Source organism: Mucilaginibacter sp. OAE612 (genome assembly GCF_041806395.1).
In the GTDB taxonomy this organism is placed as follows: Bacteria; Bacteroidota; Bacteroidia; order Sphingobacteriales; family Sphingobacteriaceae; genus Mucilaginibacter; species Mucilaginibacter rubeus.
In genome coordinates this window covers 5613266-5630951 of the sequence record NZ_JBGMUW010000001.1, presented here as the reverse complement: position 1 = coordinate 5630951, position 17686 = coordinate 5613266, and the positions used below count along the sequence as shown (strand labels likewise).

Sequence of the window (17686 nt, the reverse complement as noted above, 5' to 3'; positions counted from 1 at the left end):
GGAGGTTAGTTAATCCTCGATATTAATAATTTTTACGGCTTTAAAATCGGAGTGTAAAGGGTTGAGCAGGTAGTTAAAATCGCCGGTAACAGTGGCGGATGGTACGTGGAGTGCTAAATATTTGTTGGCTTTTACAAAGCCGTCACCAATTTGCTGTGTTGCTTTGATCAGTGGGTTACTATCCACTTTTCGGGCAACTGATCAGTGTGAGGCTTAAAAATCTGCATTATCAGGCAGCTCAATCGTCGCCATAAAATAATCAGCAGGCATAAATCCAAGCGGTGTATGTACAGCAACTTCAAGTACTGCCAGGGCACGTGATGATGAGGTATAAACTACAGCAGTTCCTTTACTGTTCCAGCGCCCGCCGTTTAGTTCAGCCCCCTGCCGCTCAAGTCATGAATGTAAGCCTGCTTACTTAAGCGATAAACGATCATGCAAGTATGCCATGTTCAATGCGCCCCAACTCATCGCGGATCATACTGATCCCAAAGGCTGTATCCAAAAGTTCTTTAGGCTTTACTCCGCCCAGGGGGATGCTTTTATAATCCATCCAGGCGTAAAAATTATTTTCATCGCCAAAAACCTCAATACCCCTTTTATAGAGTAATTCAATCATGATTATCTTTTCAGAATATATGGGATCAAAGGTTTTGTTTTCCTTTTTATAACGTTGAATAGTTCGCTCGGAAAGATGAAGGTACGAAGCCCAGTCATCAATATTAAAATGGATATGATTTGATAATTTGGTAAGATAAGGAAATGATATGCCCTCCCTTACCATGAAGGTTAAATTAACCTCATCATCATCAAGAAATTTATAGGGTTTTGGAGTACTCATGGCCTTTATTGTAAATTGACCATAGATTTACGACAATTGTCGTCGAAAAGCAAATCTTATTTTTTAGCAAAAATAGCCCTTACTGCCGCCTTCAGTTTATCAACCCACATTCCATACATTTTACCGGATGGATGCAAACCATCATCAGCCAATAAGGTAAGATCATTGGCGGCCAGTTTGGAGATCCCTGTTATTTCAACATAATTAACCTTTGCATTAGCACTTATTTTACGGTTAATATCATTGAACTGATCTATCTCAGGGCCGATAGCGGCATCCTGCCCTTGAGCAAAAGGTGTAACACCATAGTCGGGGATAGACAGCACAAACACATGCTCGCTGATACCCTCAGCAAATTTGATGGCCGTATTTAAAACCTGCTCAAACTTAACGCGGTAATTTTCCTGGCTTAAGCCATCATATTGATCATTTACACCTATCAGCAGTGTGACTACATCATAAGTATTGCTTTTGATGCTGCTTTGATCAATAGCTTCAATGAGTTGATCGGTTGTCCAGCCGGTGCGGGCTATGATAGTCGGCGTATTTACTTTGAGGCCTTGTAACTGGTTAGCCAGTTGATTAGGAAATGCCTGTTCAGGAGGCACAGACTGGCCTATGGTATATGAATCGCCGAGGGCAAGGTATGTTAGGGTATCCTGTATCACGGTAACTGGTTTTGACGGGGGATTATTATAGCTAACCGGCGCCGGTGTGTTTTTGCCTGCACAGGCCGATAATGTAATTGCTGTGAGTAAACTGAAAATTATTCCCTTCATTATAATATCTCCATACCAAAAAGTACGGAAATATGGTGTTTAAGGATTTTTTTTACTTCATTAATATCAACCTCATACCCAAGTTCCTGCTGCATGGAGGTAACAGCCTTATCGTCAATACCGCAGGGCACTATGTTTTTAAAATAGCTCAGATCGGTGTTTACATTAAGCGCGAGGCCGTGCATGGTTACCCAGCGACTGCAGCGTACGCCCATGGCGCATATTTTACGGGCTTTGTCATTATCGGCATCAAACCATACGCCGGTATAACCTTCATAGCGACCGGCGTGCAGGCCAAAATCGGCGAGGGTAAGGATCACTGCTTCTTCCAGCGTACGCAGGTACAGGTGTATATCAGTAAAAAAATTATCAAGGTCCAGTATCGGGTATGAAACAATTTGCCCCGGCCCATGATAGGTAATATCACCGCCCCTGTTTATCGGGTAATAAACAGCCTGCTTTTCTTTCAAGCCTGCCTCATCTAACAATAGATGCTCGGGCTTGCCGCTTTTACCCAGGGTATACACGTGCGGGTGCTCGCAAAATACCAAATAGTTAAAAGTTTCGTCGGCTTCGATAGTATCGTAGGCTACAGCAGTCCCTGCGTTTTTAGCAGCTGCTTCGTAAGCCGTTTCACGATTACGGTTGTCTATTTTAGTTTTAACCGTTTCACTAAAAAGGGTTTCCTGTTTATCCCAGGCCTGCTGATAATCAACCAGGCCCCAATCCTGAAAAAATACTTTCTTGTTTTTCATTACTCGCCCTTTACGTACCCTATCATATAATCTTCATATTGCAGATAGCCTACTGTATAATCAATGGTGGTATCTTTTTTATTCAATTGCGCATTCACCACGCCATGATGCTCAAACTGGAAAGGCTCCAAAAAAATGTTATCGGCAAATGAAACCTCTTTTTGCCCGTTACATTTATAAACAGCCTCCTTGGCGCACCAGCAAACATATAGTTGTTCAATTTTTTGCGGGCCATTTATAAATTTCAACTCTTCCTTACGCATAAACTTATTGGCAATGCGCTCAACTTTTTGCTTAATCTGCTCAATATCAATCCCAACCTTATATGTTTTGCTGATCATCACAGCGGCATAATCAAACGAATGGCTTAAGGAGATGTGGTAAGGGAGGTTTACCAGGTAAGGCTTGCCATGCTCATCAACTTTACAATCAATATACTCATCGGTACGGAGCATTTTACGCAGCAGCACGCGGGTACCCAGCCAGTGCAGGTGGCGCTTGCCATTGCTCAGGCTTTCTACAAAATCCTTTTCCTGCTGATCAAGTTGCAATTGGCTGTACAGGTCTGTAGCCTCCTCCTCGATACGCCAGAGTGCAAACTCAGTGTCATCATCAATACGCTGCCTGTATGCTATCGCCATAAAAGTAAAATTGCAAAATAGGTTGCAAACATATGTCAAAAAAAATTAAATAATATCAGCGCAGCTACATATTCGTAATCGGCTGAACCATATCAGGTTTAGGAATTGTTTCTGCGCTATCTGAACGCATTTCACCGGTCAATATTGTTTATAAAAGCCGGCGCCGATTAGGCTAATTTTCATAATTTAGCGCCAGCAATAACCTGCCTGTATGATACTATCTGATAAGCGCATCCTCGAAGAAATTGAACAAGGCCATATTATTATTGAACCATTTAACCGCGAATACCTGGGCACTAACTCGTACGACGTTCATTTGGGCAAATATTTAGCTACTTACCGTAGTCGGGTGCTTGATGCCAAAGTTCATAATGAGATAGATGGCTTTGAAATTCCGAAAGATGGTTTTGTGCTTCAGCCCAATACCCTTTACCTGGGCGTAACGATGGAGTACACCGAAACACACCGGCATGTTCCATTTTTGGAAGGCAAATCAAGCACCGGGCGTTTAGGGATCGATATCCATGCGACAGCGGGTAAAGGTGATGTTGGTTTCTGTAATACCTGGACACTTGAAATTTCATGTGCCCAGCCTGTGCGCATTTATGCCGGCATGCCCATCGGCCAGCTTATTTATTTTGTAGTTGAGGGCGAGATTGAAACACTGTACAACAGTAAGGCCAACGCCAAATACAACAACCCTACTACACGCCCTGTTGAAAGCATGATGTGGAAGAATAAGTGGTAGGTTTAAGCCACAAGTCTTAAGTCGGGAGTCTCAAGTCGGTAGCCTTAAGTACCAAGTAGGAAATATAAGTCAAACTTTTGACCAAAGACTTCGAACTTCAGACTTAATATGACTTGGTACTTTTTTTGCGTATCTTGGTAGTTCAAGATTTATCTTTCTATGAACCTAAAACGCCTATCGGTTGGAATCCTGATCACCTTAATTGCCGGTGCTACCTTAGCTTTTATAAAACCCGACGATGAACTGGTAACAAAAATCATTGCCCAGCTTGATAAATGGCGCACCGATCATCCGCAGGAAAAAGTTTACCTGCACTTTGATAAGCCCTATTATGCCATTGGCGAGGATATCTGGTTTAAAGCCTATGTTACTATAGGCAGTGAGCATAAGCTTTCGGCTTATAGCGAAACCCTGAATGTTGACCTTATTGATGATAACGATTCGGTAAAACGCAGCCTTAAACTGCCGTTAACAGCCGGCCTCGCCGCGGGCGATTTTGCCCTGGCCGATAGCATGACTGAAGGAAATTACCGCATCCGCGCTTATACCAACTGGATGCGAAACGAAGGCGAAGCTTATTTCTTCAATAAAACCATCACTGTGGTAAATGGCATCAGCAACAAGGTTTTCACCAAAACAGCCTATAGCTACAGTACCTTAAATGGTAAACCAAAGGTGACTGCCGTAATTACCTATACCGACCTGAATGGTGTAGCCTACGTTAATAAACCAGTAAGCTATGAAGTTGAAATAAACGGAAAATCAATCTCCCGGGGGAAAGGTATAACTGATGATAAAGGGAACCTAACAGCCGGTTTTATTACTAATCAGGCCGTTGCAATAACATCCGGCCATATTAATACCGAAGTGAAGCTTGATGAAAAACATACTGTTGCGAAAGCCGTGCCCATAAAAACGCTATCAAATAAGGTTGATGTTCAGTTTTTCCCGGAGAGCGGAAGTTTAATTAATGGTGTTTTTGAAAAGGTAGCTTTTAAAGCCGTTGGAGCCGATGGAGTAGGGGTTGATATTAAAGGCTTTATTGCCGACGATCAAAACAACCAGGTTGCGCCATTGGGCGATAGCCATTTTGGCATGGGTACTATAACCTTTGAGCCTGAAAGTGGTAAAACTTATAAAGCGCACATTACTTATGCCGATGGCTCTGAAGGTGTTTTTGATTTGCCCAAGGCAGTTGATAATGGCTATGTATTAAGTGTCAACAGCATGCGCGACGACAAGGTATTTGTATCCATCATCCCTGGTAAAAACACCGGTAACGGTACAGCCTCATTATCGGGTTTAACGCTGATAGCGCAATCGGGCGGTGAGCTTTGTTATGCAGGCAAAAGTAAGGATGGGGCAACATCCTTTTCGGCTGCCATCCCTAAAAATAAATTCCCATCGGGCATTGTACAGTTCACGCTGTTTTCGGCAACCGGTGAGCCTTTGAACGAGCGCCTCATCTTTGTTCAAAACCCCGATCAGCTTAAGCTTGCCGTTACTTCCGAAAAGCAGAGTTATAAACCCCGCGAAAAAGTTACTATTAATCTCAATGCTAAAAACAGTGAGGATAAACCCGTTGTGGGGAGTTTTTCAGCATCGGTTATTGATGAATCAAAAGTTAACACAGACGAGGCAAGCGAAATTTCAATCTATTCATCCTTACTGCTTACCTCCGAGCTGAAAGGGTATATTGAAAAGCCGAATTATTACTTTACTAATGTAAGTAACGAAACCAGGGACAACCTTGATGCACTGATGCTTACCCAGGGCTACCATCGCTTTGAATGGAAACAGCTGCTTGCTGATAAATTTACCCCAATAGTCTTCAAGCCCGAAAAATCACTGGAAGTAACCGGGCACCTCAAAACTTTTGGTGGCAAACCGGTACCAAACGGCAAGGTTACCCTTTTTTCAACATCGGGAGGAACTTTTATTATTGATACCGTGGCTGATGCCGAAGGTAAGTTTACTTTTAAAGACCTTGTTTTTAGGGACAGTATCAAATTTGTGATCCAGGCACGTACGGCCAAAGACCGCAAAAATCTCGATATCACGCTTGACAACGTAACCCCGCAACCCGTTGGGCCTAATAAAAACGCGCCCGATATCCAGGTCAACATCAACGATGGCACATCGGCCTACCTTTTAAACAGTAAGAAGCTTTATGACGAACAGGTAAAATACGGTATTGGCAACCACACTATCATATTAAAGGAAGTAGTGATCCGCGAGAAACGGGAAAACCCTTTTAAAAATTCGGCCAACCTTAACGGGCCGGGCAATGCCGACCAAACACTTACCAGTAAAGACCTGATGTATGGCGGAGGCCAGCTTTCTCAAATCTTACAGGGTCGGCTGACTGGTGTAATATTCCGCGGTGGTATCCCCTATTCAACCCGCAGTCCGGGTAACCCAATGCAAATTGTGCTTGATGGAACCTATGTGGGAAGCGATTTCCTGGATAACTTAAATGTAAATGATATTGCCACTATTGAATCTTTACGTAGCATTGGCAATACCGCTATTTACGGATCAAGGGGAGCGGGTGGCCTTTTGGTTATTACAACCAAGCGCGGCGGCGAAAGTGTTTACAATAGATACGCGCCGGGCATTGTCACCTATGCTCCTAAGGGATATTATAAAGCGCGCGAATTTTATTCGCCTAAATATGATGATCCTAAAACCAATGCCCAAATGCAGGACCTTCGCAGCACCATTTACTGGGCACCAGGCTTATTAACTGATAAGGATGGCAATACATCCATGAGCTTTTTTAACGCCGATGCTAAAGGTACATATCGTGTAATAATTGAAGGTATTGATGCCGACGGTAATTTAGGCAGGCAGGTTTATAGGTATAAGGTGGAGTAAAGTTAAGTCGGAAGTCCGCAGTCGGAAAGTCCGAAAGAAGTAGGGACAGTCGGCAAGTCCGAAAGATGTAGAGGTAGTCCGAAGTCTCAAGTCCGAAAGATTTAAGCAATGCTAATGTTTAAACCTTTCGGGCTTATTGTTGACAAGCAAACTTATTTACTGCTCAAATAATACTTCTCCCAAAAATCAACGGATTTTGATATTTCGCCTGCACCGCCCGCCGCACCACGGCCCATACCGCCTCCCATGCCACCGCGACCGCCTCTTCCGCCACGGCCACCACCCATGCCGCCTCCGCCCATGCCACCTCGTCCGCCTCGACCACCGCCGCCGCCAAAGCTGCCGCCGTCTTGCTCGCCCCCACCTGTGCCTGCCGGGCGCTGGAAACCGTTGATCTTAAAATTAAAAGCCCACTCATTTTTAAAAGCATCATTACCAGCATGGAAAAACCTCAAGGGTATGGCCGCTTCATAAACCAAATCGCCATTGGCATCGTAATTTATGGCTGTTTTAATGCCATAGGTATTTGATGTGGTGATCATATCGCCATCAATATCCTTAAACCCAATAACTTTAATATATCGCAGCTTAGTTATCCGCTCGCGCATCAGCTCGTCACGGTCGGCCTGGGTAATTTCGCCGTTATCATCTTTTGGCCTGGCAAACTCGGGCTTTTCATCCGGGGCTGCCAGTGGAAAAGTAAGCATAAAACTATCTTTCTTTTTTCCTTTAGGATCAATGCTCAACGTAATCCCTGCATTTAACACTTTCATTTTATCAAGCCTGTCGCTAATGCGGATAGCTGCATACAGGTAATCCTTATCATTGGCCAGCGCGTAGTTCAGTTTCTTCTCTTCATTATAGTAACGAAGGCTGTCGCCCCAGTCTTTCAGATCGCCATCAATGTTAATATTAGCAGGCGGGCCCTGTAAGCTGTTTTGAGTGCTTTGGGCCGATAAATTGTGAGCGGTTAAAAGTTGTGCAGTTAATGCTAAAACAAAAGCCGGGGACGCTTTTTTTATGTGAAGTTTTTTAGGGGTTTTATGTAACATGATTTTTAAGACCATGGAACACGATTTTAACTTTTTTATTATTGTTTTTGAGTAAATTTGTAGTTACGTATGCCAACTGAAGTACAGGAAGAAACATTTACCCTCGAAGAGTTACTTGCAGGACTTAAAGAGATGCATCGTTTAATACTCTGGAACGATGATTTTAACACTTTTGACCACGTGATCCACTGCATGATGAAGTACCTGGATTACTCCGAACCCCAAGCCGAAAAGATAGCATGGAAAGTACATAACGAAGGCAAATGCGCCGTACTGGAAGGCTCCTTTACCGAAATGGAGATCTACCGAAAAATCCTTCAGCAGGAAGGGTTAACAGTTTCAGTAGAATAAAACACTAAAAACAACCGACATGTTAAAAAGATCATTTTTATTTTTTTTATTAGTCGGTTGGGCAAGCCTGACCGCCTGCGGCCAGGGCAAAAACCTGAAACTGGTAATTATCCGTCATGCCGAAAAGCCCGATGTTGGGGATAACCTTTCGTGTGCCGGATTTAACCGCTCGCTTAAACTACCCGAAGTTTTAAAAGCCAAATTCGGTTTGCCCGATCATATTTATGTGCCGGCAATGCACCAGGGTAAATCAACCGCGAGGGTGCGCATGTTCCAAACCATCTCGCCGTTTGCTGCAAAATATAACCTTTCTATCAATAGTAATTTTGAAGAAGAGGATGATAACGGCGTTGTTAAAGAGCTTACCTCAAAAAAAGGCACCATCCTTATTGTATGGGAACATAATCAAATTAAACCTTTACTGAAAGCTTTAGGTATGAAAGTTAAAGACCTGGAATGGCCCGATAGTGATTTCGACAGCATCTGGATAGTGACTTTCAAAAAAGGCAAACCGTCGTTAACGATGGATAAAGAAGGGATTACACCGGCTTCGGGGTGTAGTTTTTAAATTAATCCACCTCATCGTTTACGCCGCCGCTCGGCTCCAGCCGAGTGGCAACTATTAAGCGGCCTCCCGACCGCCGGATAACGCAGGCCGGAGGCCTTGGAATAATAACCACTCGGCTTGAGCTGAGCGGCGGCAAAGTATAACATAAAACACAAAACGCCCCGGATTTTCCGGGGCGTTTTGTGTTTTATGTTAACTGATAATTATTCGCTAACCAGGTAATTCCAGTTATGCGTATCCGGAACATTACCATACTTAATGGCATCCAGTGTATCAAATACCTTGTTCGAAAACTCGCGTGTTTTCGGATCGCTCAGGAAATATTCCTGGCCTTCGTAGCTGATTGAAGCTACAGGAGCTATAGTTGCGGCAGTACCGGCACCAAAGGCATCGGTAAGTTTACCATTTTTAGCGCCTTCAACAATCTCGGCTACAGAAACTTTGCGTTCCTCAACAGTGATACCCCACTCTTTGGCTAAAGCTATAACGGTATCGCGGGTTACACCATCTAATATCGTGTCTTTTGCTTCGGCCGTGATCAGTTTACCATCTAACAGGAACATCGCGTTAGCAGCGCCCATTTCTTCAATAAACTTATGCTCTTTGGCATCAGTCCAGATCAGTTGATCAAAACCTTCTTCGGTTGCTTTGCGGGCCGGCAGCATGGAGCTTCCGTAGTTACCGGCAGCTTTGGCATAACCCATACCGCCTTCGGCAGCGCGGGTGTAGTGTGTTTCAATTTTAACACGCAATGGTTTTGAAAAGTATGGGCCAACGGGGCCAATCAATACCATGTATTTATAAGTTGAAGACGGTGTTACCCCCAGGTAAGGATCGGTAGCGAACATGAACGGGCGGATATACAAAGCATGGTTTGGCTTTGAAGGTACCCAATCGCGGTCAAGGTCAACCAGGGTAGCTATACTTTGCAAAAAGATTTCTTCGGGCAGGGTTGGCATGCAAAGGCGCTCGGCCGATTTGTTGAAACGGATAGCATTCTTATCAGGGCGGAAAACGGTGATTTTTCCATCCGCATGTTTATAGGCTTTCAGTCCTTCAAAAAACGCTTGTCCGTAATGAAGTGCTGAAATTGCAGGGCTTAGACCAATTTCGCCGTAGGGAATGACCGAGAGATTTTTCCATTCACCGTCCGCGTAATCGGCCACAAACATGTGGTCAGAAAAAGTTTTTCCAAAAGGTAAGTTGTCAAAGTCCGTTTGCTGCAAACGGGAAGCAGGTGTCCTGCTGATCTTGATGTCCAATGTCTCGGTCATGGCATTAAAAATTAATAAATTATAGAAAATGGCAAGTTAGGCATTTTTATGGCCTACACCAAAAAAATGCATAGTTAAATGGTGATTATCACATATAAAACATCATTTTGACAATATGATTGCCAGGCTCAATTACTACTCAGCACATCATCAACCCAGGCCTTACCCCAGTTCTCTTTTTCCTCTTCGCTCCATACCCAGGGATAAAAGATTCGCTTTTGAAAACGCGGCGGCAGGTACTTTTGCCAGTTGGTGCCGCCTGTTGCCTTAATATCCTCCGGCTCACGATTAAGGTAACGCACCGCCGATTTATAATGTGAAAGCGGCCAGTTTACGTTGACATTGATATCCAGTTGGCGCAATTCGTTACGCAATTCAGGAGTCAGTTGTGATGACGAATCAAATTGTTTAGCCAGCGTATTAAAGTTATGCTTAACAGCGGCCTTGCCCAGTTCAATAAATGTTTTTGAATATTTTTTCTCGAACTGTTTAAGCGTCAAAAGTCTTTTTACCGGTGGAGAGTTCGGTAGCGCCAAACTTCCAGTACAGGTATTCAAATTGTGCTTCAATAGTTGCATGTTGCAGTTCCTCACGTTTATCTTTAGCAACCAGGTTTATAAAATCCGTAGCGTAGATCTCAATCATGCGGTACTGTCCCGATTGAAAACCGCTTGCCGGTAATAGAGACATCCTGAATTTCAAAAACTGTTCCTTTTCCATGCCGTCAACCATGATCTCGAACGAGTGGGTTAAGGCACCAAAATATCTGTTGATCCTTTTTAACCGCGCTGTAAAAAACTCGGCTGTCAGCGGCGCTGCTTCAGCAATTTGCCTGCACTCATGCAGGGCAAGCTTAAAATACAGCTCGGTGATCTGGTGATAAATGATAAAGATCTCCTCGTCGGGAAATGGGGTTTTAGGGTTTTGTAAGCTCAACAGGGTATCCAGATGGATATAATCCCAATAGGTTAAAAAATCGGCATAAAGCAGGCCATCAAGGTATGAGTTCATATCCTGGCCCATGGCTTCGTACTTTTCCTGCAGCTGATTTAACCGGTCTTCAATTTCGGGAGAGAAATGCATACTTCAAAGGTAATAAAATAGTGTACTGCTAAAACATATCCGTATTAGGTTGTTATAATGGATACAAGCCTTATAAATATTATTATGACGATCAGGAAGATACTCATCGGTATTGATGAAAGCGAATTTTCACGTTATGCAGCGGCCTACGCTTTTGATATAGCGCATACCTATAATGCCGAAGTTGGTTTGGTACACATAGTTGAACCTATTATTGTGCCCACTGATACCCAGGACGGTTTATTAGGAGGGATGCCATATGATCCTAATATAAATCTGCCAGGTACAGAATTAGAAACATTGCAAACCGACCGTTCTGCCGCACTGCTGGATCAGACTGCAAAAGAATGGGGCGAGGGACTGGAAATAGCTCACTTCACCCAATACGGCTCAACAGCCGAGGGTATTATTGAATGCAGCCAGGAGTTTAATGCCGACCTGATAGTTTTAGGCACCCACCGCCGTACCGGTATCGATAAATTCTTTTTAGGAAACGTTGCCGAGCAGGTGGTCAACAAATCATTGATTCCTGTATTGGTTGTGCCTTATATTGAAGCGAAAAATTAATATAAAAGCCTGAACTTAATCGTATGCTCAATCGCTTTTAACTCGTTCAATACTTCAGTATCATAGCCTGTATTAACATCGGTGATTACATAACCTATTTGCGGGTTGGTAACCAGGAACTCGCCCACAATGTTAATATTATGGCGGGCAAATACATCGTTAATTTTAGCCAGTATCCCCGGTACGTTTTTATGGATATGAATTAAACGGTGGGCATTGTTCACACGCGGCGGCTGCAGATCGGGAAAATTACAGCTGGTATGTGTTTTACCCTCGTTCATGAATGCCATTACCCTTTTCGGAAGAAAATCATTACTGTGTGGGTTATGTCTTGGGTCGTCAAATATAATAATTCCGTTTTCGGCAGCGGCATCGGCCAGCTTGCGGTTACATTTGCCAAAAATACCAATCACCTTTAACCTGCCTGCATTTTGAACTTGTTCGGCACTTGGCTGATGTTCTTCGTCACAAAATAACACACCGGCTTCCTCAAGATATTTTTCTTCAACATCGTCGCGGTGGCGCATGTTGTAGCCCTCTTTTTTAAGCTGGTCTAAGGCATCCTCATCCACGTTGCCCACAACCAAACATTTAATACGGTTTTTAGGGTAGGAGATGGCACGCGGCAGTTTATTCAGATAGAGGAACTCGTCAAAGCTTGGGGTAATATGGTCGGCCTTTTCGGCTACTGATTTACGTTCGATGTTTTCGGTAAAAGCGAAGAATTTTTTGATCATACCCGATTCCTTTAACTGGAAATCAGAATAACCATCACCGATGCCATAGATATCGCCCGGTAACTGAAGCTCTTTCAGCAGCTTTACCTTGCCGCCTTCCTGCGAAAGCGGGTTTTCGCGGTCGTAACCTATAATATTGCCTTCCTCGTCAAACACGAAAGTGTTGGCGTAGATATTTTCTTTTTTAATGTGGTACTCGGTTACTACCGGTGTAATGAACTCTTTGAACCCACCGGATACGATCAAAACCTCGTCCTGGTGATTTTTAAAGAAGATAGTATTCCGCGAAAAAGAGGTAGAAACTTTCTTTTTAAGATGGCTGATCAGTTGCTTTAAATGATCGCGATTGGCATTGAGCAATTTTACCCTGCGCTCTAAACTTTCGGTAAAGGACAGTTTACCTTCCATCGAGGCATTGGTCAAATCTTCTATCTGTTTATAGATATCTTCGCGGTCCGGCCGATTTTTGAGAGAGATCCGGGCCAGTTCATCAAGGGCCTCAACCTGTGTAAAAGTGCTATCGAAATCAATAATAAAGTACTGTTCCATCTTGGGTGCAAAGGTGCAAAAAATTTGCTGATAGAACAGGTAGAATTTATAGGTAATTGAAAGCTCTTATTATTTTAACGCCGCACAAATTTCCGCAATCGTTTTGCTGATAGGCTTAAACTCAAAGCCTATAGCCTTTTTTATTTTTGAATTATCAAACTCGCGGGTTAATGAAGCCGTTTGTGCAGATGTTTTATCAATAGCCGGATCATTGCCGGTTATAGCCGCAACAAAAGCGGCCCCGCGCCAGGCCAGTTCCATCATCCAGGGTTTAGCAAAAATAGCGGGAGGCTTGATGTCGAAACCTTTTGCTATCTCGGTAACCATACCTTGGTAGTCCCGGTTTTCGGCACTGATGATGTAACGTTCGGCTTTAATATCGCTATTCATTAAACCCACCATGCATTTGGCAACATCCTCCACATCAACAAAACCTATAGTACCCGAAGTATAAAATTTGAGCCCCTTACGTACCGTGTTGAATAAAGCGCCGCTGCCCTGGGTACCGGCACTGGCGCCAATTATCAACGAGGGATTAACAATAACAGCGTCCAAACCTTCGGCAATGCCCCGCCAAACTTCCATTTCGCTTTCTAATTTGGATATGGCATAGCCATCATTTTCTGTTGATTGCTCCAGGTGATGGTTTTCGGTAATTAACTCTCCGGGTTTGGCGGCGCCAATAGCAGCTATCGAGCTTACATGTACCATTCTTATACCGCGCTCGTTGCAAAGGTTAACCAAATTGGCAGTCCCCATAACATTGGTGCTGATCATCGGCTTTTTATCCGCCTGCTTTAATGATACCCAGGCGGCACAATGGTAAACTTGGGTAATACCGTCGAGCGCATCGGCCAATGCAAAAATATCCATTATATCGGCGTCAACCCAGTCGATGTTTTCCTGGTATGGCAACAGTAACCTTGGGATAACTGAACTTGCCCTTTTGGTGCAGCGGATTCGCTGCCCGGTAGTGGTAACCAATAGTTTTGCCAGTTCGGCCCCGAGAAAACCAGTTGCGCCTGTTATTAAGATCATGATGCAAATGTGATTATTTTTTAGCTTAAAGCAGAAAGCATAAGGCCGAAAGCTTTCTTTTTTAAACTTAAGCAACATGGTAAGAAAAGCTTTCTGCTTTTAGCCTTAAGCTTTAGGCTAAAAAATCTGCACATTTGCACATCTGAAATCTGCACATTAAATAATTATGTCATTAGCTGATTTTTTTACGCCGATTGATCTTAAAAAGATAGCTCCTAAAAAAGGCTATTATACCAGCCAGCTTGGCGATAAAATTGTGCATTATTCTGTCGATTTTCCTGATTTGGAAGAGAAAACTGATATCGCTATTATTGGTGTTATGGATGATCGTAATGCAATTGGCAACCCCGGTTGTTCACTTGGCCCTGATTACATCCGCGAAAAATTATATCAGTTAAACGAAGGCGGCTATTCTGTAAAAATTGCCGATCTGGGCAATATCCGTGCCGGCGAAAAAGTAACCGACACCTACTTCGCTGTTAAAACGGTAGTGAGCGAACTGATCAAAAAAGACATCATCCCCGTTATTTTAGGCGGGGGGCAGGATCTTACTTACGCCCAGTACCTGGGTTATGAGGAGCTTGAACAGAAGGTTGACCTGGTGGTGATCGACTCACATTTTGACCTGGATGAAGATAATCACGGCGAAAGTATTGAAACTACTTCTGCTTCCTATCTCAACAAAATATTCCTGCATGATCCCAATTACCTGTTTAACTTCAGCAACCTTGGCTACCAAACCTATTTTGTAAGCCAGGACAGCCTCCGGGTAATGGATAAGCTTTATTTTGATGTACACCGCTTAGGCGAACTGAGCGGCAATATTGCTGTTACCGAACCTGCCATCCGCAATGCCAGCATGGTAAGTTTCGATATCGGCGCAATTCGCGCTGCCGATGCCATGGGGAATGCCAATGCCACGCCAAATGGTTTTTATGGCGAAGAAGCCTGCCAGCTCTGTCGTTACGCGGGCTTTAATGATAAACTTACCTCGATAGGTTTTTATGAATTTAATCCGGCTTATGACAGTAACGGGCAAACCGCCTGGCAACTGGCGCAAATGATCTGGTATTTTATTGACGGTTTTTATAACCGTAAGCGCGATTTTCCACTTAACCCTAAATCACAATACCTTATTTATAAAACCAGCTTAACCCACGACGACCAGGAAGTAATATTTGTAAAAAGTAAAAAATCCGACCGTTGGTGGATGCAGGTGCCCTACCCGTCGGCAGGTTCGCCTAATGAGCGTTTTCATTTGGTACCCTGCAGCTATGCCGACTATAAAACGGCAACATCAGGCGAATTGCCGGACCTTTGGTGGCGTACCTATCAAAAATTAAACTGATATTCACAATTTTAACACTTGCTTAAACGTTAGCAGCGTAGAGTTTTATATATTTTAATGAAGAAATTATTTTTTTACATAGCCGCCATGCTGCCGGTAACGGCGCTTGCACAGGCTACAGACACCTTTGTTATTAATGGTAAATTAGGCAATGTCACTACACCTGCCAAAGTATATTTATCGTACCAACTGGGTGCTAATAATGTTACCGATTCGGCCAATGTGGTTAACGGGGCATTTTCATTTACCGGCACTATCTTTAACCCCGTTAATGCCACATTAGCCGTTAACTACAAGGGCTTACCCCTCGAAAAATTTATCGACGGCAACTATAAATATGCCGATAACGGCAGCCTGATTTCAAAGACGGCCGACGACATAGATTTTTTCCTGGAAAAAGGGACCATCACCATCACCAGCAAAGATTCGATAGATAAAGCGCAGATCACAGGTTCGCAACTTAATACAGATAATGTAAAACTCCAGGCACAGTTAAAAGCCATCAATCAAAAAGGCGAAAAGCTAATGGCCGACGCCAAGGCAGCAACGCCGGAGCAGCAAAAATCGGCAGCTTTCAGGAGTGCCATGCAGGCAAGGTATAAAGCCCTGCAAACAGAGCAAAAGACAACTTTAAAAAGCTTTATTGCAGCCAACCCTGATAGTTATTTAAGTTTACTTGCACTAACCTCGGTAAGCGGTCCTGCTCCCGACCTTAGCGAGGTTGAGCCATTATACAATTCGTTATCTCAAAAAATCAAAGATACCGAAGCCGGTAAAATGATGAAGGTGCAGCTCGACGCCCTAAAAGTTACGGCTATCGGCTCCGAAGCTCCTGATTTTATACAAAACGACGTTAACGGAACTCCTGTAAAGCTATCGTCGTTCAGGGGCAAGTATGTATTACTTGATTTTTGGGCGTCATGGTGCGGTCCCTGCCGCCAGGAAAACCCGAACGTGGTACGTAACTATGCAAGGTTCAAAAATAAAAACTTTACGGTAGTTGGGGTTTCGTTGGATAGGCCCGACGGCAAATCGGCCTGGCTTGCTGCGATTAAAAGCGACGGATTGGAATGGACGCAATTATCTGATCTTAAATTCTGGAACAACCAGGCTGCTGCCTTGTATTCAGTAACATCTATCCCTCAAAACTTCCTGATCGATCCGCAGGGAAAAATCATTGCAAAAAATTTGCGCGGCGAAGATCTTGATGCCAAACTGGAACAGCTATTTGGAAAATACAATTAATTGATACTATGGCCCTGCCAGGGCAATATTAATTAATATGTCATATTCACCGTTGAATTAGCCGGATATTTAATACCCGGCTAATTTTATTATATTGCGATATGAACTTGACCTCAATTAAAAAAATAGCTTTAACAGCAATTGCAAGCGCCCCTGCTTTAGCTTTTGCTCAGGATGCCCAATATACCGTGCAAGGTAAAATTGGCGCCTATAACGCACCGGCGAAAGTCTATGTGCAATATCGTAAAGATGGAAAAACGGTTGTCGACTCGGCAGTATTGAACGGAGGAACCTTCAAATTTACCGGTAAAACAAGCACAACAACACCCGTAAGCGGTTATATTTTGTTTAACCCCAAAGGTACCGGTCTGCATAGCTCAGAAGATTATCGTTCCATTTACCTTGAACCGGGTACCATCAACGTAAGTGCAACTGATAAAATTGCTGATGCCAAAATAGAAGGCACCAAAACCAATAACGATAACGACAAATATAACCTGGCCGAAAAACCGATTAATGATGCCTATGAGGCGCTTTCGGCAAAACGTAAAACCGCCACGCCGGAGCAAATGGCCGAACTAAATGCTGAGGAAAAAAAGATCGACGACCAGGATGCGCAGGTAAATAAAAAGTTTATCCAGGAAAACCCCGATTCATATGTAAGCCTTAACGCGCTTGAATCATATGCCTACAGTGCCGATTACGTAGATATTGCCCCATTGTTCAACAGCTTCAGTCCTGCTATTAAAGCAACGGAAGCAGGCAAGAAATTTGCCGAACGCCTGCCAAAATTAAAAGCTGTGGCATTAGGTGCAACCGCACCCGAATTTGCCGAAGCTGATACTGCCGGTAAAATGGTTAGCCTGTCATCATTTCGTGGTAAATATGTACTAATAGATTTTTGGGCATCATGGTGCGGCCCTTGCCGTCGTGAAAACCCTAATGTGGTAAAGGCTTACAACGCTTATAAAGGCAAAAACTTCACCATACTTGGCGTGTCGCTTGACAGGCCGAACGCGAAAGATAAATGGCTGGCAGCTATCCACAAAGATGGTCTTACCTGGAACCATGTATCCGATCTTAAATTTTGGGACAGCAAAGCAGCCGATCTGTATGCGGTACGCGGAATCCCTCAAAACTTTTTATTAGATCCTAACGGAAAGATCATCGGTAAAAACCTAAGGGGCGAAGATCTGCAAAACAAGCTTGCCGAGATCTTTGGGAAAATTTAAT

16 protein-coding genes and 2 pseudogenes are annotated in these 17686 nt (G+C 43.6%); 8 read left to right on the top strand and 10 right to left on the bottom strand.

Annotated elements, in window-relative coordinates; genetic code table 11:
- Nucleotides 1-9 precede the first annotated feature (9 nt).
- The 5 genes and pseudogenes from ABID99_RS23425 to ABID99_RS23405 form a co-directional block, all read right to left on the bottom strand.
- Nucleotides 10-324 (bottom strand): annotated as a pseudogene (locus ABID99_RS23425) (RES family NAD+ phosphorylase); the annotation flags it as partial.
- Nucleotides 325-433: 109 nt separating this feature from the next.
- A complete protein-coding gene (locus ABID99_RS23420; RefSeq protein WP_373615270.1) occupies nt 434-841 on the bottom strand; it encodes an antitoxin Xre/MbcA/ParS toxin-binding domain-containing protein in 408 nt (135 codons plus the stop codon).
- A gap of 56 nt (nt 842-897) precedes the next feature.
- Nucleotides 898-1620, bottom strand: coding sequence for an SGNH/GDSL hydrolase family protein (locus ABID99_RS23415; protein WP_373615269.1), 723 nt, complete (start codon nt 1618-1620; stop codon nt 898-900).
- Nucleotides 1620-2375 (bottom strand): lipoyl(octanoyl) transferase LipB, encoded by a 756-nt coding sequence (lipB, locus tag ABID99_RS23410; protein WP_373615268.1) that lies wholly within the window; start codon nt 2373-2375, stop codon nt 1620-1622. The genes ABID99_RS23415 and lipB overlap by 1 nt, the downstream gene beginning before the upstream one ends.
- Nucleotides 2375-3016, bottom strand: coding sequence for a 4'-phosphopantetheinyl transferase superfamily protein (locus ABID99_RS23405; RefSeq protein WP_090530799.1), 642 nt, complete (start codon nt 3014-3016; stop codon nt 2375-2377). Before ABID99_RS23405 ends, lipB begins: the two co-directional genes overlap by 1 nt.
- A 211-nt stretch (nt 3017-3227) precedes the next feature.
- On the opposite strand from ABID99_RS23405, the gene dcd reads away from it, so the two are divergent.
- Both dcd and ABID99_RS23395 read left to right on the top strand, forming a co-directional pair.
- Nucleotides 3228-3764 carry a dCTP deaminase gene (gene dcd, locus ABID99_RS23400; protein ID WP_090530796.1) on the top strand — a complete coding sequence of 179 codons (537 nt, stop codon included), beginning with the start codon at nt 3228-3230 and terminating at the stop codon, nt 3762-3764.
- 159 nt (nt 3765-3923) lie between these two features.
- Nucleotides 3924-6641: a TonB-dependent receptor gene (locus tag ABID99_RS23395; RefSeq protein ID WP_373615267.1), complete on the top strand. Its 2718-nt coding sequence runs from the start codon at nt 3924-3926 to the stop codon at nt 6639-6641.
- Between the two features lie 152 nt (nt 6642-6793).
- On the opposite strand, the gene ABID99_RS23390 is transcribed toward ABID99_RS23395, so the two are convergent.
- Nucleotides 6794-7693: a hypothetical protein gene (locus tag ABID99_RS23390; protein ID WP_373615266.1), complete on the bottom strand. Its 900-nt coding sequence runs from the start codon at nt 7691-7693 to the stop codon at nt 6794-6796.
- Between the two features lie 69 nt (nt 7694-7762).
- Between ABID99_RS23390 and ABID99_RS23385 the strand changes: the two genes are divergently transcribed.
- Entirely contained in the window at nt 7763-8044 is a 282-nt protein-coding gene (locus ABID99_RS23385) for an ATP-dependent Clp protease adaptor ClpS (RefSeq protein WP_090530789.1), read from the top strand.
- Between the two features lie 19 nt (nt 8045-8063).
- Nucleotides 8064-8612 (top strand): histidine phosphatase family protein, encoded by a 549-nt coding sequence (locus tag ABID99_RS23380; protein ID WP_373615265.1) that lies wholly within the window; start codon nt 8064-8066, stop codon nt 8610-8612.
- Nucleotides 8613-8815: 203 nt separating this feature from the next.
- Here the strand turns inward: ABID99_RS23380 and ABID99_RS23375 are convergent, their stop codons facing one another.
- Together ABID99_RS23375 and ABID99_RS23370 are read right to left on the bottom strand one after the other, a co-directional pair.
- A complete protein-coding gene (locus ABID99_RS23375; protein ID WP_373615264.1) occupies nt 8816-9886 on the bottom strand; it encodes a branched-chain amino acid aminotransferase in 1071 nt (356 codons plus the stop codon).
- Between the two features lie 128 nt (nt 9887-10014).
- A pseudogene (locus tag ABID99_RS23370) lies at nt 10015-10969 on the bottom strand (tryptophan 2,3-dioxygenase family protein).
- Nucleotides 10970-11053: 84 nt separating this feature from the next.
- On the opposite strand from ABID99_RS23370, the gene ABID99_RS23365 reads away from it, so the two are divergent.
- Nucleotides 11054-11536: a universal stress protein gene (locus ABID99_RS23365; RefSeq protein WP_373615263.1), complete on the top strand. Its 483-nt coding sequence runs from the start codon at nt 11054-11056 to the stop codon at nt 11534-11536.
- Here the strand turns inward: ABID99_RS23365 and ABID99_RS23360 are convergent.
- Together ABID99_RS23360 and ABID99_RS23355 are read right to left on the bottom strand one after the other, a co-directional pair.
- Nucleotides 11533-12822, bottom strand: coding sequence for an HAD-IB family phosphatase (locus tag ABID99_RS23360; RefSeq protein WP_373615262.1), 1290 nt, complete (start codon nt 12820-12822; stop codon nt 11533-11535). The genes ABID99_RS23365 and ABID99_RS23360 overlap by 4 nt on opposite strands.
- 69 nt (nt 12823-12891) lie before the next feature.
- Nucleotides 12892-13860, bottom strand: a complete 969-nt coding sequence (locus ABID99_RS23355) for an NAD-dependent epimerase/dehydratase family protein (protein ID WP_373615261.1) — start codon at nt 13858-13860, stop codon at nt 12892-12894.
- A 166-nt stretch (nt 13861-14026) separates the two neighbouring features.
- Between ABID99_RS23355 and ABID99_RS23350 the strand changes: the two genes are divergently transcribed.
- From ABID99_RS23350 to ABID99_RS23340, 3 genes are all read left to right on the top strand, one after another.
- Complete coding sequence (locus ABID99_RS23350; protein ID WP_091167431.1) at nt 14027-15208, top strand: formimidoylglutamase; 1182 nt, start codon at nt 14027-14029, stop codon at nt 15206-15208.
- 57 nt (nt 15209-15265) lie between these two features.
- Nucleotides 15266-16453 (top strand): TlpA disulfide reductase family protein, encoded by a 1188-nt coding sequence (locus tag ABID99_RS23345; RefSeq protein WP_090530765.1) that lies wholly within the window; start codon nt 15266-15268, stop codon nt 16451-16453.
- 101 nt (nt 16454-16554) lie between these two features.
- Complete coding sequence (locus ABID99_RS23340; protein ID WP_373615260.1) at nt 16555-17685, top strand: redoxin domain-containing protein; 1131 nt, start codon at nt 16555-16557, stop codon at nt 17683-17685.
- Nucleotide 17686 lies beyond the last annotated feature (1 nt).